We start from the raw sequence: 18,525 nt of genomic DNA, 5'->3' as shown, positions 1-18,525 counted from the left end.
AGGTGATAGCGCAACGCCGGGTCTAGAAGAGGCCGACTGGCTTGCCGGTGTCGTCCACGTCCATCCGCAGGGCTGCCGGGACCTTGGGCAGGCCCGGCATCGTCATCACCGCTCCGGTCAGCGCCACGATGAAGCCGGCGCCGGTCTTGGGGATGAGGTCCCGTACGTGGACCGTGAAGCCTTTCGGCGCACCCAGGCGGGTGGCGTCGTCGCTGAAGGAATACTGCGTCTTGGCCATGCACACGGGCATGCCTGCCCAGCCGTTCTTCTCGATTTCGGCAAGGCGCTTGAGCGCGGGAACGGAGAAGTCCACGCCGTCGGCCCCGTACATTTCCTGCACGATGGTGCGGATCTTGTCCTCCACAGACAACTCCAGCGGATAAAGGTGCCGGAAGCTGTGCGGTGCCTCGAGCGCTGCGAGCACTTTGGCCGCGAGATCGTCACCCCCGTCCCCGCCGCCGCCCCGGCCCCAGACGTCGGCCACGGCCGCCTGCACCCCTTCGCCGGCGCACCATTCCAGCAGCCAGTCCAGCTCCTCCTGAGTATCCGTGCCGAATTTGTTGACCGCCACCACGGGAGTGATCCCGAACTTTTCCACATTGAGTATGTGCCGCCGGAGGTTGGCGGTTCCGGATGCCAGCGCCTCCACGTTGGGTTCCTTCAGCCGGTCCTTGGCCACGCCTCCGTGCATCTTCAGCGCCCGCACCGTGGCCACCAGTACGACGGCGGACGGCGCCACGTCTGCCACCCTCGCCTTGATGTCCATGAACTTTTCGGCCCCCAGATCGGCGCCGAAGCCGGCCTCGGTGACCACGATATCTGCGAGCCGGCGGGCGGTCTGGGTGGCGATCAGCGAGTTGCAGCCGTGCGCGATGTTGGCAAACGGGCCGCCGTGCACCAGGGCCGGAGTGCCGGCGATGGTCTGCACCAGGTTGGGCTTGATCGCCTCCCTGAGCAGCATGGTCAGTGCGCCCTGGACGCCGAGGTCCGCCACCGTGACGGGTTCACGGTCATAGGTGTAGCCGAAGGTGATGCGGCCCAGCCGGGTGCGCAGATCGGCTATGTCCGTGGCCAGGCAGAACACGGCCATGATCTCCGAGGCCACCGTGATGTCGAAGCCGTCCTGCCGGGGGACGCCCTGGGCAGGTCCGCCGAGGCCGATCACCACTTCGCGGAGCGAGCGGTCGTTCATGTCCAGGACCCGCTTGAACGTCATCCTGCGGGGATCGATGTTGAGTTCGTTGCCTTGGAAAATGTGGTTGTCCACCAGTGCCATGAGGGCGTTGTTCGCCGAGGTGATGGCGTGGAAGTCGCCGGTGAAGTGCAGGTTGATTTCCTCCATGGGCAGCACCTGGGAGTACCCCCCGCCGGTGGCCCCGCCCTTCATGCCCAGGACGGGGCCCAGGGACGGCTCACGCAGCGCAATCATCACCTTCCGGCCGGCGCGGGCCAGGGAATCCGCCAGGCCCACCGTGGTGGTGGACTTCCCTTCGCCCGCCGGAGTGGGGGACATCGCCGAGACGAGCACCACCTTGCCCGGCGGGCGGTCCGGTGCCCCTTCCGCAGCCACAAGCTTCGCCGGATCGATCTTGGCCTTGTACCGGCCATAGAGTTCCAGGGCGTCGGCGTTGATGCCTGCCGCGGCGGCGATGTCGCCGATGGGCCGCATGGTGGCGCGCTGGGCGATTTCCAGGTCACTCATGACGTTGTTGTCAGACATCGTTGTCCTTCAGTTCGTGGCTTCAGGGAAAACCGGTCGGGGGTCCCGCCCGGCGCTACCCGGCTTGAGGCGTGTGGCCCACCGGAATTCTGTGACTGTCAATGTACTGGTCGACGGCGGCATGGTAGCTTTCCAGCGTGATCGCGGCGGTCCGCTGCCAGCCGAAGCCCTGGGCGTGCAGGGCTGCAGCCCTCCCCATGTCCCCGCGGGTGGCGGGGTCGTCGTAGAGCGCCTCCAGGACGTCGGCCCAGTCCGCGGCTTTGTGCCCGTCCACCAGCAGCCCGGTCCTGCCCTCGAAAATGGCCCGGGACAGTCCGCCCACCCGGGTTGCCACCACGGGCGTGCCGCAGGCCTGGGCTTCCAGCGCCACCAAGCCGAAGGATTCACTGTAGGACGGCATCACCACGACGTCGGCGGAGCGGAACCAGCCGGCCAGCGCCGGGGCGTTCACCGGCGGATGGTGCGTGACGACGTCGTCCATTCCGGCCGCGCTGATCAGCGACTTCAGGTCGAAGTCCTTGGCCCCGCTCAGGGCGCCCAGGATGGTCACCTGGAGGTCGATGTCCGGGCGGCGCGAGCGGAGCAGGGCAGCTGCCTTGACGAGGACCTGCGGGCCCTTGAGCCGTTGGATCCGTCCGGCGAACAGCAGGTGGAACTTGCCGGCGGGCACTCCGAGCTGTGCCCGCGAACGGGTCCGGAACGCCGGCGTGAACACCGTCAGGTCCACACCCGGGGGAGCCACGTCGATGTGGTCGAAGTCGGCGTCGTAGTGCGACACGAGTTCCGCGGCTTCGGCCGGGGTGTTCGCGATCAGCCGGGTGGCGCCGTCGACGATCCGGTGTTCGCCGTCCTCGCGCCGCCGGGGTTCGGGTTTCTCACCGGACTGCAGCAGGAGGTTCTTGACCTTGGCCATGGTGTGCATGGTGTGCACCAGCGGCACCCCCCACAGCCGGGAAAGCTCCAGCCCGGCCACACCGGAGACCCAGTAGTGCGAATGGATGAGGTCGTACCGGCCGTGCGGCTGGCGCTGCCGGATGCGCTCAATTTCCGCCACCATGCTGTGCAGCAGCTCCGGAAGCTCCTCTTTGGGCAGCTTCCGCGGCGGTCCGGAGATCACGTTGTGGACGCATACGCCGGGATCCGGGTGTTCGACGGCGGGTTGTCCCGACGACGTGGACCGCGTGAAGATTTCCACTTCGACGCCGCTGGCGGCCAGCGCCGATGCCAGTGCACGCACGTACACGTTCATGCCTCCGGCGTCGCCGGAACCGGGCTGTTCCATGGGCGAGGTGTGCAGGGAAAGGAACGCGACACGGCGGATCAGAGTCACGGCTCTCCCTTCGGCTGGCGGTACTGCATCCGATAAAACACTACTCCTGAAGTGCCCCGGCCTTCACAGTGTCCCGAGCGCCGTCCCGAACACCGGGAGCCCTCCTGCTAACGTGGCGGCTGTGAGCGCAACCGCAGACGCAACCGCAGATTCAGACCGGCCCCCGTCCGGCGTCGACATCCGCCCCGCCACCGCAGCCGACTGGCCCGGTATGTGGGCCATCCTGGAACCGGTCATCCGGGCCGGCGACACCTTCACTTGGGACCGCGGCACCACGGAGGACGAGGCCCGGAACCGCTGGTTCAAGGACGCCTCCGGCCAGGCATTCGTGGCCGTGCAGGACGGGGCGGTGCTGGGCACCGGAGAGCTGCACGCCAACCAGGGCGGCAGAGGGAACCATGTGGCCAATGCCGGCTACATGGTCCACCCGGATCACGCCGGCAAAGGGCTGGCCAAGGCGCTCTGCGCCTACTCGCTGGACGCGGCCCGGGCGGCAGGCTTCCGTGCCATGCAGTTCAACGCTGTGGTGGAGAGCAACGTCCGGGCGGTGGCAGCCTGGCAGGCCATGGGCTTCGAGGTGCTGGCCACCATCCCGGATGCCTTCAACCATCCGACGCTGGGCTATGTGGGCCTGAAGGTGATGTACCGCAAGCTCTAGCGGCCGGCATCGGTGCCCGTTGGAGTCAGGCCCCGCCACGCCACAGCAGCCCGAGCGCCGGAAACGCCGCTTCGTATCCGGCCAGCAGGTTGCCCGCCAGCTCCTCGGAATCAATTAGCGGGTGGAGCGCGAACGCCCGAAGAGCGTCCCCGCGCCGTCCGTTCACCGCCGCGGACACCGTGAGCCGCTCCACCTCCTTGACCCGCTGCATAAGGGCCAGTTGCGCGTCTCCCGGCCGTTCCTGCGGCAGAGGCACCGCGCCGTCGGGCGTCACCACGCAGGGAACCTCGACGACGGCGTCCGCCGGCAGCCCGGGAACCGCACCTTCGTTTGGGGTGTTGAGGATGAGCTCCGTGCCCCGGGATTCCGCGCCCCCGGCAGCCGTAGCCCCTGCCAGGGCCCGCATCACGCCAAGGGCGACGCGTTCGTACCCGCCGCCGGCGAGGTCTTCCTCGTCCCGCTGTTCGCCGTCGGAGCGTGCCTCGGCCAGGTAGCCCTCCTCGCGGGAACGGCGGGCCGCGTCCCACAGTTCGTAGGCACGGGGTCCGGCCGCGGCCAGCGCCGGGTAAAGCCCGGACTGCTGCTCATGGATCGATTCGCCCCGTGTCTGCCGCATAGCGCGGATGGCTCCGACCGCCCGGGCAGTGTCGTAGTAGTAGTACAGGTACTCGTTGGGCAGGCAGCTCAAAGCCTCGAGGAACGGCTGCGGAAAGAGCCGGCCCTCCTCGAAGCCGGACAGGGCCCCTGCGTCCGCAAGCAGCCCGGGCAGCAGGTCCCTCCCGCCGGACTCCAGCCGGTACAGCCAGCCCAGGTGGTTGAGCCCGTAGTAGCCCACGCCGTCGAGCCTCCCCTCAGGCAGGGCGGCGCCGGCCGCCCGGGCCGCCCGGTGGACCAGGCCGCCCGCAGAATCGCAGATTCCGATCACCCTGTTTCCCAGCACGGGCACCAGTGCCTCGGTGACTATTCCGGCCGGGTTGGTGAAGTTGACCAGCCACGCCTCAGGGCACCGCTGCTTCATTTCGCGGGCCAGTGCCAGCATCCCGGGGACGGATCGCAGGGCGTAGGAGAGCCCGCCGGCGCCAGTGGTCTCCTGGCCCAGCAGGCCCAGGCCGAGGGCCACGCGTTCGTCGGCGGTGCGGCCCGCTGTTCCGCCGGGGCGGATGGCAGCGAACACCATGTCGGTGCCGTCGAGCCCGTCGGGCAGGGAAGTGGTGGTGCTGACGGCAGGGCCACGCGCACCGATGGAAGGAGCCATCGATGCCAGGACGGCCTTGATGGCAGCCAGCCGCAGGGGATCGACGTCGTAGAGCACAAGTTCGTGCACCAGCCCTGCGAAGGGGCCGGAGGTGAGCGCCCGGTACACGAGCGGGACACGGAATCCGCCGCCACCGGCAATCATGAGCCGCATACCACGCAGTCTATTCGGACGCGGCCCGTCACCACGACCCGCACCCGGCCACTCACGCCACCCCGCGGCGGGGCCCTCATCATGACCCGCGCCGAGCACCTGGCGCGCCCCGCGGCGGGGCCCTTTGCAGGGGTGGCGCGAGGGCGTAGTCTGCCGAACATGGACGCGATACCAGAGCGCCGGTTCGATCCGCTCTCCGCCGTCCGCACTCCCGCGGACGGGAGCTTCGACCTGCTCCTGACGGGGACGGTTTTCCAGGACATCATCTTCACCGGGCTGCCCCACGCGCCGGAGCCGGGCACGGAGATCTGGAGCGAGGGAATGGGCAGCTGCCCGGGCGGGGTGGCCAATCAGGCCATTGCCGCCGCGCGACTGGGACTGCGGACCGGGCTGGCGGCCGCCTTCGGCGACGACGGCTACGGGGACTACAACTGGAAGATCCTGGCGGCCCAGGAGCATGTGGACCTGTCCCTCTCCAAGCGGGTCCCCGGCTGGCACTCGCCCGTGACCGTGTCGCTCAGCGTGCAGCACGACCGCTCCATGGTGACCCACGGCCATCCGGCACCGGTCACCTCATCGGAACTGATCGGCACGCCGCCGGCCGCGCTCGCCGCCGTCGCCGACCTGGACGAGGAACTGGCCCCGTGGGCCGTCGCCGCCCACAGGGCCGGAGTCAAACTTTTCGGCGACGTCGGCTGGGACGCCACCGGCAAGTGGTCTTCCACCAGGCTGGACAACCTCGAGTACTTCCACGCGTTTATGCCCAACCAGCGCGAGGCCATGGCCTTCACCGGCAGGGACACCCCGTGGGCGGCGCTGTATGCGCTCGCCGACCGGGTTCCGGTGGCCGTGGTGACCCTGGGGCCACAGGGTGCCATGGCCGTGGACTCCGAAACGGGCGAGGAGGAGTGGGTTCCGTCGCTGCCGGTCTCGGCCTTTGACCCCACCGGGGCCGGGGACTGCTTTGGTGCCGCCTTCATTGTGGGCAGCCTGGCGCGCTGGCCGCTGGCCGACCGGCTCCGGTTCGCCAACCTGTGCGCGTCCCTGGCGGTCCAGGAAGTGGGCGGTTCCCTCGCAGCACCAGGCTGGGGCGACATCGCAGACTGGTGGAAGCGAGCCAACGCCAGGCCGGAACGGCAAAGCAGCCAGTGGCTCCGGCGCTTCAGCTTCCTGGAGGAAATCGTGCGGGATGTCCCTCCCCAGGCGCTTCGCCGGGCTACGGCCACCATCGCCCACCTCTCCGACGCCTAGCCGAATTAAGCCGCCCGCCGCGCCGCCACTAGAATCACTAGGGTGACTTACCCAGCAGCAACAGGTGACTTCCCGCCCGTCCCGGACGCAACGTCCGGCCCCGCCAGCGAACGTTCAGCAGTGATCGACCTGGACGCGATCCGGCGCAACGTGCGCCACTTGGCCGCCGTCGCCTCGCCGGCGCAGGTCATGGCCGTGGTGAAGGCGGACGCCTACGGGCACGGCGCCGTTCCCGTGGCGCGGGCCGCGCTCGACGCCGGGGCACGCTGGCTCGGTGTCGCGCACATTTCAGAGGCGCTTGCGCTGCGTGCTGCGGGCATTGAGGCGCCCCTGCTCGCCTGGCTGCACACGCCGGACAGCAACTTCGGTGCCGCCGTCGCCGCCGGGATCGACATCGGCTGCTCCGGCTGGGAGCTGGAGAAGATTGTCCTGGCGGCCCGGGAGCAGGAACGCCCCGCGCGCATCCACCTGAAAGTGGACACCGGCCTGGGCCGGAACGGTGCAACGCTGGAGGCGTGGGACAGCCTGGTGGGCGAAGCGATGGAATACCAGGACGAAGGCCTGCTCCGGGTGGTGGGCATCTTCTCCCACCTTGCCGTGGCGGATGAACCGCACCGTCCGGAAACGGACCAGCAGCTGCAGGCCTTCCGTGAAATCCTGGCCATCGCCGAGGACGCCGGGGTGGATCCGGAGGTGCGGCACCTGGCCAACACCCCCGCAACGCTCTCCCGCCCGGACACGCACTTCGACCTGGTCCGCGTGGGCCTGGGCATCTACGGACTCTCCCCGTTCGAAGGCCAGTCGCCGGCCGAGCTGGGACTCCGCCCGGCCATGACCGTCCGCACCAAGGTGTCGCACTGCAAGGACGTCCCTGCCGGCCAGGGCGTTTCCTACGGACTCAACTACCGCACCGGCAGCGCCAGCACGCTGGGACTGATCCCGCTCGGATACGCCGACGGCGTGCCCCGCGTGGCCACGGGCGGACCCGTCCGGGTGGAGGGCCGTAACTACCCGGTAGTGGGCAGGATCGCCATGGACCAGATGGTGATCGACCTCGGACCCCGCCACGTGGCGTCCGGCGGGGCCAGCGTGCTCGGTGCCGAGGCGGTCCTCTTCGGCGACGGCGCCGACGGCGGCCCGACGGCGGACGACTGGGCCCGCGCCGCGGGCACCATCAACTACGAAATCGTGACGCGGATCAGCCCGCGTGTCCCTCGGCGCTACGTCAACGAAAGCCACGCGGACGGGGCGGGTGAAGCATGATGGGTGATCCGCAGTGGGAGCTGTCCCTGAGCGTGCAAAGCGCGGAGGAAACCCATGCCCTCGGTGCGGCCCTCGGCGCCGTTCTTGACGCGGGTGACCTCGTCATCCTGACAGGAGAGCTCGGCGCCGGCAAAACCACTTTCACCCAGGGACTCGGCGAGGGCCTGGGCGTGCGGGCAGGCATCATCTCGCCCACGTTCGTCCTGGTCCGCATCCATCCCAACCTGCCGGACGGGCCGCGCCCCGGCGGACCCGACCTGGTGCATGTGGATGCCTACCGGCTGGAAAGCGCTGCCGAAATCGATGACATCGACCTGGAAAACACCATGGACAGCACCGTCACCGTGGTGGAGTGGGGCCGCGGACGGGTGGAACACCTCAGTGACAGCCTGCTCGACGTTGAACTGCACCGGCCGCTGCGGTCCTCACCCGCCGCGGCCGACGGCGTGCTGGACTTCGACACGGACGACGACGACGAACCCCGCACCATTCTGATCCGCGGCTTCGGCCCGCGCTGGGCTGAGCAGCCCCTGCTGCCTGCCGCCCTGGAAGGGAACTCCTGATGCTCATTCTTGCCATCGACACCTCAGCCGTGGCCAGTGCGGCGCTGGTTTCCGACGATGCGCCGGAAGGAGTCCTGGCGAGTTTCTCCACCGAGGACACCCGCAGCCACGCCGAAGTGCTGGCCCCGGGCATCGACGCGCTCCTCGCCGATGCGGGAGTGACGGGCGCGGACATCGACGCGGTCGTGACCGGCGTGGGCCCGGGGCCGTTCACCGGGCTGCGCTCCGGGATCGCCACAGCGCGGACCCTCTCGTATGTGTGGGGCAAACCCCTGTACGGCATGATGAGCTTGGACGCCATGGCGCTGGAAGTGGCCGAATCGACCGCCGCCGTGCCGGAATTCCTGGTGGCAACGGACGCCCGGCGCAAAGAGGTCTATTGGGCCCGTTACTCACTCACTGACGGCCAGCTGCCACGGCTGGTTGACGGGCCGCACGTGGGGTTCGCGGCCGACCTTCCGGACCTCCCGGCTTACGGTGCCGGCGCAGGCATCTACGAGGACGTCCTCCGCGCCAACCCCGATTTCAGCGCTGAACAGCCCGATGCCCTCTACCTGGGCCAGTTCGCCCTGGCCAGGCTGGCCGCGGGGGAGCCGCTGCTGGACTCCACCCCGCTGTACCTCCGCGAGTCCGATGCCCAGGTTCCCGGGCCCAGAAAGCGTGCGCTGTGACCGGGATTGCGGCCGGTTCCGGACCGGCCGGGGTGACGCTGCGCAGCATGAACGGGGCGGACATCCCCGCCGTGCACACCCTCGAATGCAGGCTGTTCCCGGTGGACGCCTGGCCGCTGCAGATGTTCCATGACGAACTGGCGCAGGCACAGACCCGCCATTACCTGGTGGCCGAGGCCGCCGGTGAGATCGTGGGCTATGCCGGGCTGATGTGCATCGAACCGATCGCGGATGTCCAGACCATCGCCGTCGTGCCTGAGTGCGAAGGCAGGGGGATCGGTTCGGCCCTGCTGGCCGAGCTCATCGCTGAAAGCCGCCGGCGCCACGCGGCGGACGTACTGCTGGAAGTCCGGGCGGACAACCCCCGGGCACAGGACCTCTACCGCCGCTTCGGCTTCGAGCAGATCCACATCCGGCCAAGGTACTACCGGGACGGCGTCGACGCCCTGATCATGCGGCTCCAGCTCCAGGACGCCAGCCCGACACCCGGGCCCGCGGCCCCTGAAGCGACCCCAGACCACTTGCCGGCCACGGAGGCAGACACACCATGAACCGAACACAGCCCCTTGTCCTGGGCATCGAGTCCTCCTGCGACGAAACGGGCGTGGGAATCGTGCGCGGAACAGCCCTCCTCTGCAACACCGTGTCCTCCTCCATGGAGGAGCACGTCCGTTTCGGCGGGGTCATCCCCGAAATCGCATCCCGTGCCCACCTGGACGCTTTTGTGCCCACCCTCCAGGAAGCCCTCGCGGAGGCGGGGGTCAAGCTGGAGGACGTGGACGCGATCGCCGTCACCTCCGGTCCGGGACTGGCCGGCGCGCTGATGGTGGGCGTGTGCGCCGCCAAAGCGCTCGCAGTGGCCACGGGGAAGCCGCTGTACGCCATCAACCACCTGGTGGCCCACGTCGGCGTCGGGCTGCTGCAAACGGACGACGGCGCCCTGCCGCCCTTTGCCGGCGGCGTGCCGGAGAACGAGGTGCCGGAGAACGCCCTGCCGGAGAATCTGGGCGCCCTGCTGGTTTCCGGCGGCCACACAGAAATCCTCCGGATCAGGAACATCACCGACGACGTTGAGCTGCTGGGCTCCACCATCGACGACGCCGCCGGCGAAGCCTACGACAAAGTGGCACGGCTCCTGGGGCTCGGCTATCCGGGCGGGCCGGCCATCGACAAACTTGCCCGCACCGGCAATGCAAAAGCCATCAGGTTCCCGCGCGGCCTGACGCAGCCCAAGTACATGGGCACCGCGGACGAACCCGGCCCGCACCGCTACGACTGGTCCTTCAGCGGGTTGAAGACCGCCGTCGCCCGTTGCGTGGAGCAGTTTGAAGCCCGCGGCGAAAACGTGCCGGTCGCGGACATCGCGGCCGCCTTCCAGGAGGCCGTGGTGGACGTCATCACGTCCAAGGCGGTGCTCGCCTGCCGGGAAAACGGCATCACCGAGCTCCTGCTGGGCGGCGGGGTTGCCGCTAACTCGCGGCTGCGCCAGCTCACCGAACAGCGGTGCCGGGCGGCCGGGATCCGGCTGACCGTTCCGCCGCTTGGGCTGTGCACGGACAACGGTGCCATGGTGGCCGCCCTCGGCGCGCAGCTGGTCATGGCCGGCATCGAGCCAAGCGGCATCAGCTTTGCCCCGGATTCGTCCATGCCGGTCACCACGGTTTCGGCGTAGCCCGGACAGGGCGCCGCGGCCCCCGGCCCGGCGCTGCAGCAAAGGAGCTCAGGCGGTGGGGCCGTTCCGCATCTGCTTGACGAGGTCCAGCACCACGGCCTGGAGGTCTCCGCCGTGTTCCGCGGCGACACGGCGCTGCCGCTGGTATCCGGCGCCGCGGCTGATGATCTTTTCGACGTCGGCGAGCTCGTCGGAGCAGCGGAGCTTCGCCGCCACGGGCTCCAGCCGGTTCAGGGTTTCGAGCAGGTGCTCGGTGACCAGCTGCTCGTTGCCCTGGGCATCGAGGATGATGATCGCCTCAAGGCCGTAGCGGGCGGCACGCCACTTGTTCTCCTGGACGTGCCACGGAGGCATGGTGGGAATGGTGCCGCCGTTGTCCAGGGTGGTGGAGAACTCGTCCACCAGGCACTGGGTCAGGGCAGCGATCGCGCCGACCTCCTCCAGGGTGGCCAGGCCGTCGCAAATGCGCATCTCGATGGTGCCGAGGTTGGGGACCGGGCGGATGTCCCAGCGGATCTCCGAGATGGTGTCGATCACTCCGGTGGTGAACATGTCCTGGACATAGGACTCGTACTCCGCCCAGGTGGAGAACTGGAACGGCAGTCCGGCGGTGGGCAGCTGCTGGAACATCAGCGCGCGCTGCGAGGCGTAGCCGGTGTCCTCGCCGCCCCAGAACGGACTCGAGGCGGACAGCGCCTGGAAGTGCGGGAAGTAGTTCACCAGTCCGTCCAGCACAGGCAATACCTTGTCGCGGCTGTCCAGGCCCACATGGACGTGGACGCCGTAGATGACCATCTGGCGGCCCCACCACTGGGTGCGGTCAATGAGTTTGGCGTAGCGGGCCTTGTCCGTGACAGGCTGCAGCTGGGGCGGGCTGAAAGGGTGGCTTCCGGCGCAGAAGACCTCAACGCCCATGGGGTCGGTAACTTCACGCACGGCGGCGAGGGAACTGCTGAGGTCCGCCTTGGCCTGAGCCACCGTTTCGCAGATGCCGGTGACGAGCTCAACCGTGTTCAGCAGGAGTTCCTGCTTGATGTGGGGGTGTTCGTCGTCCTCGTTGAGTTCGGGGTGGTTGGCTGCGACGCCGCGGAGAACTTCGTTGGCCACCGAGGCGAGTTCGCCGGTCTGCGCATTGACCAGGGCAAGCTCCCATTCCACACCAAGAGTTGATTGCCTGGATGAAGCGAAATCAATCTTCATGTGGTCCCTTCACTGTTCCGCCGTCCGTTGCCGTAGCCGCCTGCGGGCGGGCAACGGGTGGTTCAAGTCTAGTGCAGGGGTAGCATCGAGTTGATGGCTTGGTTTCAACGACGCAGTGACAGTTCCCACAAAGAAACGTCGCACAACAAAACTCCGTACACGAAGACTTTCCCTAAAACCGCGGCAACCCTCGCAGCGGCGGCAGCGGCGGCGGCACTGCTCGCGTCCGCCGCCTGTACCGGCGTCCCTTCCCCGGACGGTTCCGAAGGTCCCCCCGGAACGTCGTCCCCTACTGCCTCCCCGTCGGGTGGCGCCACGCCTTCCGGCGCCGGCGCTTCGGGTGCTCCGGCCGCGCCCCGGCCCTCCACGCCTGCTCCTGGCCTCCGCCAGCTTGGCTGGGGACCGCAGCAGCAGGACGAGGACGCCGCACGGGCCGCCGTCGCAAAAATGAGCGTCGAGCAGAAGGCCGGGCAGGTGCTGATGCCGTTCTTCACCGGCACGGATTTCGCGGCCCAGGCGGCAACCGTGGAACGGCTGCACCTGAGCGGAGCAATCGTCATGGGTGACAACGTGCCGCGGTCGGCCGACGGAACCGTGGACACCGCCGCCATGGCGGCAGGCATCGGCCAGCTGCAGAAGGCGGCCACAGCGGACGGACGCACCTGGCCGGCACTGGTCAGTGTGGACCAGGAAGGCGGAGTCGTGGCGAGGCTGCGTGCTCCGTTGACGGAATGGCCGGCCCCGATGAGCTTTGGCGCAGCCGGCAATGTGGGGCTCGCAACCGAAGCCGGCAAGGCGCTGGCCTCGGAGCTGGCCGGGCTCGGATTCACGGCGGACTTCGCGCCGGATACGGATGTGACCGCCGGGCCGCTGGATCCGACCATCGGCGCCAGGGCGATGTCCGGCAACCCTGACACGGCTGCCAGTCTGGGCGTCGGCTTTGCGCAGGGAATGCTGGCAGCCGGGCTGCTGCCGTCCGCCAAGCACTTCCCGGGGCATGGCTCCGTGGCCGTTGACTCGCACGAGAACCTGCCGGTGCAGAACGCTACCCTGGCGCAACTCCGTGCAAAGGACTGGAAACCTTTCCAGGCCGCCATCGATGCCGGCCTGCCCATGATCATGACCGGCCACATCTCCGTGCCCGCCCTGGAACCGGGGGTGCCGGCGTCATTGTCCAAGCAGAGCTACGCCGCCCTCCGCGGCCTGGGTTTCAAGGGTGTTGCCGTGACCGACGCGCTTAACATGGGCGCGATCAAGAAGCAGTACCCCGGGGAGTCCGCCGCGCCGCTGGCCCTGGCCGCGGGGGCGGACCTGCTGCTTATGCCGGAGGACGTGGCCGCCGCGCACGCGGCAGTGGTCGGCGCCGTCCACACCGGAGCGCTGCCGGGGACGCGCCTCGACGAGGCGGCACAGCGGGTGGTGACCATGATGATGTGGCGCGCCCGGACCCCGGTGCCGCAGGCCGCCGCACCGGGAAGCGGATCCGCCCTTTCGCAACGTATTTCCGCGGCTGCGGTGACCGTTCTGGCCGGACCGTGCCACGGGCCGATGGTGCCGCGCAGTGTCCGCCTGGCCGGCGGCAGCGACCAGGACCGCGCCCGTTTCGCCCGGGCCGCCCGGGACGCCGGCATCAGCCTTGGCGCCGGGCCGCTCGTGACGCTGATCGGCTATGAAGGGGTGCCGGCCGCGGGCGACGTCGTGGTGGCCCTTGATGCGCCGTGGCCGTTGGCCGGCTCGGCGGCACCTGCCAAGGTGGCCCTCTACGGACGCAGCCAGGAAGCCTTCAACGCCCTGGTTGCCGTCCTGGCCGGCAAGGCGGCGGCCACCGGAAAGCTGCCCGCCGCCGTCGGACCCCATGCGCCTGGCAGCGGCTGCTGACGCCGCTGCCGCGTGGCGTAACAGTGCTGTCCGGGCTGCGGAGGCGTTTAATGGACCCGTGCCAATTCTGAATAAAGACATGACCCTGTGCATTTCCCTCTCGGCCCGGCCGAGCAACAACGGAACCCGCTTCCACAACCATCTTTATGAGCAGCTGGGCCTGAACTGGATCTACAAGGCCTTCGCACCGACGGACCTCGCGCAGGCCATCGCGGGGGTCAGGGGCCTGGGCATCCGGGGCTGCGCGGTGTCCATGCCGTACAAGGAGGACGTCATTGCGCTGGTTGACGCGATGGATCCTTCGGCCCAGGCCATCGACTCGGTCAACACGATCGTGAACGACGGCGGCCGGCTCACGGCCTACAACACCGACTACACGGCAATCGAGCAGCTGCTGCAGCGCAACGCCGTCCCCGCCGGCTATTCAGTGCTGCTCAAGGGCTCCGGCGGCATGGCCAAAGCCACCGCGGCCGCCCTCCGTGACGCGGGATTCACGGACGTCACCATCGTTGCCCGCAACGAGGCAACCGGGAAACCGCTCGCAGACCTCTACGGGTTCAAGTGGAGTGCCGAACTTCCCGCGCCGGACGCGGGCGGCACGGCGGACATGATCATCAACGTGACGCCTGTCGGTATGGCAGGAGGTCCCGACGTCGACTCGCTGTCCTTCCCGCCGGAGGCGGTGGACGCCGCGAAGGTGGTGTTCGACGTCGTTGCGCTGCCGGCAGAGACGCCGCTCATCAAGGCCGCCCGGGCTGCCGGGAAGACCGTGATCACCGGCGCCGAAGTAGCCACCATCCAGGCGCTGGAGCAGTTCGTGCTGTACACCGGCGTCCGGCCCACGGACGAGCAGGTCCGCGCGGCCGAAGACTTCATGCGGGCCCAGTAGCAGCAGCTAGATCGGGGCCTGAACCGGCTCTACCGAGATGGCCACCCGGTCCTCGCCGATCCTGGTGAGGACCAGGGTGGCCGTCTTTTTGCCCTTCGAACCTTTGCCGGCATTTTTGCCTCCGGCAAGGAGCTGCTTGCGGAGTTCCTCCGGCGTCACTGACGTCCCGCGTTTCTTGATGTCCAGCACGGCGATGTTGTTCTGCTTCACCCAGGCCTTGAGTGCTTTGACGTTGAACGGCATCACCTCAAGGACCTTGTAGGCCCTGGCAAACGGGGTGTCCACGAGCTCCGGCGCGCAGATATAGGCAATGTGTTCATCCAGGAGGTGGCCGCCCAGCCGCGCTGCGACATCTGCCACGAGCCCCGCCCGGATCACGGCACCGTCCGGCTCGTACAGGTACCCCTCCACCGGGCCCACCGGGGCCACCGGGCCGCCGTCGAACTCTTCCGCACTGGTGATTTCCGCCGCGCCCTGCGGGCCCAGCAGCAGGGCCGCGCGCCGGACGCCGGGCCGGCTGACCGCGTTGAACCACAGCGCCACCTCGGTGACGTCCCCGCCCACGGAGACCCACTGCGCCTCACACCCGGCCGGCACGGAATCATGCGGCATGCCCGGGCCCATTTTTACGCCCACGGCCCGCCCGGACCCGGCCAGCGACTCCACGAAGGACAGCGGCGGGGAGAATTCCTCCGGATCCCAGATCCGCCGCGTCCCGGACGTCGACGTGGTGCGGCGGGCCGGATCCAGCCAGATGCCGTCCACACCCTCCAGCGGGACTGAGGTGGCGTCGGAGTGGACCACGCTGGCGTGCGGGAAGGGAATCAGGTTCATGGTGGCGCAGGCGGCAGTGGTCTCGTCCATCTCCACGGCGGTAACCCTGATGTCCATGGAGGCCAGTGCCATCGAATCGGCGCCCAGCCCGCAGCCGAGATCCGCCACATGCCCGATCCCGGCGGACGCGAACCGTTCCGCGTGCCGGGCAGCGACGTTGAGGCGGGTGGCCTGCTCCAGCCCGGCAGGCGTGAAGATCATCTGCCGGGCGAACTCGCCGAACTTGGCCTCGGCCTTGGTCCGCAGCCTGGACTGGGTGAGGACGGCCGACACCAGCGCGGGGGAGTGGCCGGCCTTTCGGAGCGACTCGTTGAGCCGGAACGCTTCGTCCTCCCGGTAGGGACCCAGCGACGCCAGCAGCTCCCAGCCTTCGCTGGTCAGGAGCGGGGCGATCAGGTCCTGCAGTGCGTCAGCCATGTCAACAAGCCTAATCGAGGAGCCCGGCACCCGCGGTGCGGCTAGGGTTGGAGGCATGGAAGACAGTGCATTGCCGCAGCCGCCCGTCGACGACCAGGGCAACGACCACCCGCATCACACCGGACCGGCCACATATGCCCGGACCGCGCTGATCGCGGGTTCCGCCGTCGCCGTGGTCTGCCTGGCGCTCCTGGTGATCATCTTCTTCCTTGATTCCTTCAACGCCACGGTGTACTCGGTGGGCGGCAAGAACATCCAGGATGCCACCGACGAGGCACGGGAAATCCGCGAGTCCTACACGGCCGTCCGCACGGGCGGCCTCGTGTTCCTCATCATCTCGGCGGTCACCGCGCTCGCCGCCGCCGTCGTGCTGTACCGGAACCGCAACGTTACGAACGACGACGAGACGGACGACGGCGACGACGTTGATTTTGAGGACCTGGCAGGGCGCTAGCCGTTCACCGGGGACGAAATTCTGGCACTCGCCTTGACCGAGTGCTAACCACTTACATAGAGTCATCATTAGCACTCTCCCTAGGAGGGTGCTAACACATGAAGAACTGCCAGCCACGCTGCTGCCGGCACCGCGACGACGGTTTGCATGCGCAGGCGCAACAGTTTTCCAGTCCATAAATTTGCTGACGTAAAGGAGAGGTCCGAGTGTCGGTCTCTATTAAGCCTCTTGAGGATCGTATTGTTGTCCGCCCGCTCGAAGCAGAGCAGACCACGGCTTCCGGCCTGGTTATCCCGGACTCCGCGCAGGAGAAGCCGCAGGAAGGCGAAGTTGTTGCAGTCGGCCCCGGCCGCTTTGAAGATGGCAACCGCGTTCCGGTCGACGTAGCCGTTGGCGACGTCGTTATTTACTCCAAGTACGGCGGAACCGAAGTCAAGACCGGCGGCACCGAGTACCTCGTGCTGTCCGCCCGCGACGTTCTGGCGATCGTCGTAAAGTAACTCTTGGACCCCCGCGCAGCCGATCCGTCTGATTCATGTCTGACAGGTCAGCGGCGCGGGGTTTCTGTCTTGAAAGGACAAAACCATGGCAAAGCAGCTTGCGTTTAACGACGCTGCCCGCCGGTCGCTTGAAGCCGGCATCGACAAGCTCGCCAACACGGTCAAGGTGACGCTTGGTCCGCGCGGCCGCAACGTCGTGCTGGACAAGAAGTGGGGCGCTCCCACCATCACGAACGACGGCGTGACCATCGCCCGTGAAGTCGAACTGGATGACCCGTACGAAAACCTTGGCGCGCAGCTGGCCAAGGAAGTCGCCACCAAGACCAACGATGTTGCCGGCGACGGCACCACCACCGCCACCGTGCTGGCACAGGCACTGGTCAAGGAAGGCCTGCGCAACGTGGCGGCTGGCGCCGCCCCGGGCCAGATCAAGCGCGGCATCGAAGTTTCCGTCGAAGCCGTTGCGGCACGCCTGCTGGAGAACGCCCGCCCCGTCGAAGGCACCCAGGTTGCGAACGTTGCAGCCATCTCCGCCCAGAGCGATGAGATCGGCGAGCTGCTGGCCGAGGCTTTCGGCAAGGTCGGCAAGGATGGTGTGATCACCATCGAGGAGTCCTCCACCACGCAGACCGAGCTGGTCCTCACCGAAGGCATGCAGTTCGACAAGGGCTACCTGTCCCCGTACTTCGTCACTGACGCGGAACGCCAGGAAGCAGTCCTCGAAGACGCCCTCATCCTGATCAACCAGGGCAAGATCTCCTCGGTCCAGGAATTCCTGCCCCTCCTGGAGAAGGCGCTGCAGAGCTCCAAGCCGCTGTTCATCATCGCCGAGGACGTCGAAGGCGAGGCCCTGTCCACGCTGATCGTCAACCGCATCCGCGGCACCCTGAACGTCGTTGCCGTCAAGGCTCCGGGCTTCGGTGACCGCCGCAAGGCCATGCTGCAGGACATCGCCACCCTCACCGGTGCGCAGGTTGTCTCCCCGGAACTGGGCCTCAGCCTGGATTCCGTTGGCCTCGAGGTGCTGGGCACGGCCCGCCGCATCACGGTGACCAAGGACAACACCACCATCGTTGACGGTGCCGGCACGGCCGAGGACGTAGCGGCACGCGTTGCCCAGCTGCGCGCCGAGCTCACCCGCACCGACTCCGACTGGGACAAGGAAAAGCTCCAGGAACGCCTGGCCAAGCTGGCCGGCGGCATTGGCGTGATCAAGGTTGGCGCAGCCACCGAGGTCGAGCTGAAGGAAAAGAAGCACCGCATCGAGGACGCAGTGTCCTCCACCCGCGCTGCCCTCGAAGAAGGCATCGTTGCCGGTGGCGGTTCGGCCCTCATCCACGCCCTCAAGGCACTGGACGAGGACCCCGCAGTCACCGCTCTCGAAGGCGACGCAGCCTCGGCTGTGGGCATCGTGCGCCGCGCACTGGTCCAGCCGCTGCGCTGGATCGCCCAGAACGCCGGTTTCGACGGCTACGTCGTTACTGCCAAGGTTGCCGAGTCCGCGGTCAACCAGGGCTTCAACGCCAAGACCGGTGAATATGAAGACCTCATTGCCGCCGGCGTCATCGACCCCGTCAAGGTGACGCGCGCAGCTCTCCGCAACGCCGCTTCCATCGCAGCGCTGGTTCTCACCACCGAGACCCTCGTTGTCGAAAAGCCGGCCGACGACGACGAGCACGCAGGCCACAAGCACTAGCTTGCAGCCAACGCCCTCAAGGCCGGCCCGGCCGGGCGGTTCCCAGGAACCGTCCGCGCCGGACCGGCTTTTTCGTGCCCGTTTGCCGTCCGTTGCCGGGTCCTGTGGGGAGCTTGTGCCC

The 18,525-nt window shown here is 68.2% G+C and carries 17 protein-coding genes; 12 read left to right on the top strand and 5 right to left on the bottom strand.

The window, feature by feature from the left end; all coding sequences use genetic code 11:
* Positions 1-22: 22 nt before the first annotated feature.
* Both AC1MDG_RS14895 and mshA read right to left on the bottom strand, forming a co-directional pair.
* Complete coding sequence (locus AC1MDG_RS14895) at positions 23-1,720, bottom strand: formate--tetrahydrofolate ligase (RefSeq protein ID WP_479804787.1); 1,698 nt, start codon at positions 1,718-1,720, stop codon at positions 23-25.
* 55 nt (positions 1,721-1,775) lie between these two features.
* Positions 1,776-3,050: a D-inositol-3-phosphate glycosyltransferase gene (gene mshA, locus AC1MDG_RS14890; RefSeq protein ID WP_043482928.1), complete on the bottom strand. Its 1,275-nt coding sequence runs from the start codon at positions 3,048-3,050 to the stop codon at positions 1,776-1,778.
* Positions 3,051-3,171: 121 nt separating this feature from the next.
* On the opposite strand from mshA, the gene AC1MDG_RS14885 reads away from it, so the two are divergent.
* Positions 3,172-3,708, top strand: coding sequence for an N-acetyltransferase family protein (locus AC1MDG_RS14885; RefSeq protein ID WP_479804785.1), 537 nt, complete (start codon positions 3,172-3,174; stop codon positions 3,706-3,708).
* A gap of 25 nt (positions 3,709-3,733) precedes the next feature.
* Here the strand turns inward: AC1MDG_RS14885 and AC1MDG_RS14880 are convergent, their stop codons facing one another.
* A complete protein-coding gene (locus AC1MDG_RS14880; RefSeq protein ID WP_479804783.1) occupies positions 3,734-5,116 on the bottom strand; it encodes a family 4 glycosyl hydrolase in 1,383 nt (460 codons plus the stop codon).
* Between the two features lie 159 nt (positions 5,117-5,275).
* On the opposite strand from AC1MDG_RS14880, the gene AC1MDG_RS14875 reads away from it, so the two are divergent.
* The 6 genes from AC1MDG_RS14875 to tsaD are packed head-to-tail and all read left to right on the top strand — an operon-like array spanning position 5,276 to position 10,536.
* Positions 5,276-6,367 (top strand): PfkB family carbohydrate kinase, encoded by a 1,092-nt coding sequence (locus AC1MDG_RS14875; RefSeq protein ID WP_479804782.1) that lies wholly within the window; start codon positions 5,276-5,278, stop codon positions 6,365-6,367.
* 42 nt (positions 6,368-6,409) lie between these two features.
* Positions 6,410-7,630, top strand: a complete 1,221-nt coding sequence (gene alr / locus AC1MDG_RS14870; protein WP_479804780.1) for an alanine racemase — start codon at positions 6,410-6,412, stop codon at positions 7,628-7,630.
* Complete coding sequence (gene tsaE, locus AC1MDG_RS14865; protein WP_479809112.1) at positions 7,630-8,193, top strand: tRNA (adenosine(37)-N6)-threonylcarbamoyltransferase complex ATPase subunit type 1 TsaE; 564 nt, start codon at positions 7,630-7,632, stop codon at positions 8,191-8,193. The genes alr and tsaE overlap by 1 nt, the downstream gene beginning before the upstream one ends.
* A complete protein-coding gene (gene tsaB, locus AC1MDG_RS14860; RefSeq protein ID WP_043482919.1) occupies positions 8,193-8,864 on the top strand; it encodes a tRNA (adenosine(37)-N6)-threonylcarbamoyltransferase complex dimerization subunit type 1 TsaB in 672 nt (223 codons plus the stop codon). The genes tsaE and tsaB overlap by 1 nt, the downstream gene beginning before the upstream one ends.
* Positions 8,865-8,911: 47 nt before the next feature.
* Positions 8,912-9,415 (top strand): ribosomal protein S18-alanine N-acetyltransferase, encoded by a 504-nt coding sequence (rimI, locus tag AC1MDG_RS14855; RefSeq protein WP_479809111.1) that lies wholly within the window; start codon positions 8,912-8,914, stop codon positions 9,413-9,415.
* Complete coding sequence (gene tsaD, locus AC1MDG_RS14850) at positions 9,412-10,536, top strand: tRNA (adenosine(37)-N6)-threonylcarbamoyltransferase complex transferase subunit TsaD (RefSeq protein WP_479804779.1); 1,125 nt, start codon at positions 9,412-9,414, stop codon at positions 10,534-10,536. Before rimI ends, tsaD begins: the two co-directional genes overlap by 4 nt.
* Positions 10,537-10,584: 48 nt before the next feature.
* On the opposite strand, the gene AC1MDG_RS14845 is transcribed toward tsaD, so the two are convergent.
* Positions 10,585-11,736: a glutamate--cysteine ligase gene (locus AC1MDG_RS14845; RefSeq protein ID WP_479804777.1), complete on the bottom strand. Its 1,152-nt coding sequence runs from the start codon at positions 11,734-11,736 to the stop codon at positions 10,585-10,587.
* A 93-nt stretch (positions 11,737-11,829) separates the two neighbouring features.
* On the opposite strand from AC1MDG_RS14845, the gene AC1MDG_RS14840 reads away from it, so the two are divergent.
* A complete protein-coding gene (locus tag AC1MDG_RS14840; protein WP_479804775.1) occupies positions 11,830-13,614 on the top strand; it encodes a glycoside hydrolase family 3 N-terminal domain-containing protein in 1,785 nt (594 codons plus the stop codon).
* A 79-nt stretch (positions 13,615-13,693) separates the two neighbouring features.
* Entirely contained in the window at positions 13,694-14,503 is an 810-nt protein-coding gene (locus AC1MDG_RS14835) for a shikimate 5-dehydrogenase (protein WP_479804773.1), read from the top strand.
* A gap of 6 nt (positions 14,504-14,509) precedes the next feature.
* Here the strand turns inward: AC1MDG_RS14835 and AC1MDG_RS14830 are convergent, their stop codons facing one another.
* The gene (locus AC1MDG_RS14830) at positions 14,510-15,754 is read right to left on the bottom strand and encodes a class I SAM-dependent methyltransferase (protein WP_479804771.1); all 1,245 of its coding nucleotides are present in this window, start codon (positions 15,752-15,754) and stop codon (positions 14,510-14,512) included.
* A 55-nt stretch (positions 15,755-15,809) separates the two neighbouring features.
* On the opposite strand from AC1MDG_RS14830, the gene AC1MDG_RS14825 reads away from it, so the two are divergent.
* From AC1MDG_RS14825 to groL, 3 genes are all read left to right on the top strand, one after another.
* Positions 15,810-16,208 carry a hypothetical protein gene (locus AC1MDG_RS14825; protein WP_479804769.1) on the top strand — a complete coding sequence of 133 codons (399 nt, stop codon included), beginning with the start codon at positions 15,810-15,812 and terminating at the stop codon, positions 16,206-16,208.
* A gap of 206 nt (positions 16,209-16,414) precedes the next feature.
* On the top strand, positions 16,415-16,708 hold the full coding sequence (groES, locus tag AC1MDG_RS14820; RefSeq protein ID WP_003805290.1) for a co-chaperone GroES: 294 nt from the start codon (positions 16,415-16,417) through the stop codon (positions 16,706-16,708).
* Between the two features lie 85 nt (positions 16,709-16,793).
* On the top strand, positions 16,794-18,404 hold the full coding sequence (groL, locus tag AC1MDG_RS14815) for a chaperonin GroEL (RefSeq protein ID WP_043482900.1): 1,611 nt from the start codon (positions 16,794-16,796) through the stop codon (positions 18,402-18,404).
* Positions 18,405-18,525: the final 121 nt, after the last annotated feature.

Source organism: Arthrobacter sp. AIWTK1, from assembly GCF_056680535.1.
Note: the sequence above shows the minus strand (reverse complement) of the source record. Positions and strands in the feature narration are given on the sequence as shown.

Bases quoted from the DNA above. Each gene is read 5' to 3' on its own strand.
- AC1MDG_RS14895 (WP_479804787.1), bottom strand. From the start codon at position 1,720: ATGTCTGACAACAACGTCATGAGTGACCTGGAAATCGCCCAGCGCGCC.
- AC1MDG_RS14880 (WP_479804783.1), bottom strand. From the start codon at position 5,116: ATGCGGCTCATGATTGCCGGTGGCGGCGGATTCCGTGTCCCGCTCGTG.
- AC1MDG_RS14875 (WP_479804782.1), top strand. From the start codon at position 5,276: ATGGACGCGATACCAGAGCGCCGGTTCGATCCGCTCTCCGCCGTCCGC.
- tsaE (WP_479809112.1), top strand. From the start codon at position 7,630: ATGGGTGATCCGCAGTGGGAGCTGTCCCTGAGCGTGCAAAGCGCGGAG.
- tsaB (WP_043482919.1), top strand. From the start codon at position 8,193: ATGCTCATTCTTGCCATCGACACCTCAGCCGTGGCCAGTGCGGCGCTG.
- rimI (WP_479809111.1), top strand. From the start codon at position 8,912: ATGAACGGGGCGGACATCCCCGCCGTGCACACCCTCGAATGCAGGCTG.
- tsaD (WP_479804779.1), top strand. From the start codon at position 9,412: ATGAACCGAACACAGCCCCTTGTCCTGGGCATCGAGTCCTCCTGCGAC.
- AC1MDG_RS14845 (WP_479804777.1), bottom strand. From the start codon at position 11,736: ATGAAGATTGATTTCGCTTCATCCAGGCAATCAACTCTTGGTGTGGAA.
- AC1MDG_RS14840 (WP_479804775.1), top strand. From the start codon at position 11,830: ATGGCTTGGTTTCAACGACGCAGTGACAGTTCCCACAAAGAAACGTCG.
- AC1MDG_RS14835 (WP_479804773.1), top strand. From the start codon at position 13,694: ATGACCCTGTGCATTTCCCTCTCGGCCCGGCCGAGCAACAACGGAACC.
- AC1MDG_RS14830 (WP_479804771.1), bottom strand. From the start codon at position 15,754: ATGGCTGACGCACTGCAGGACCTGATCGCCCCGCTCCTGACCAGCGAA.
- AC1MDG_RS14825 (WP_479804769.1), top strand. From the start codon at position 15,810: ATGGAAGACAGTGCATTGCCGCAGCCGCCCGTCGACGACCAGGGCAAC.
- groL (WP_043482900.1), top strand. From the start codon at position 16,794: ATGGCAAAGCAGCTTGCGTTTAACGACGCTGCCCGCCGGTCGCTTGAA.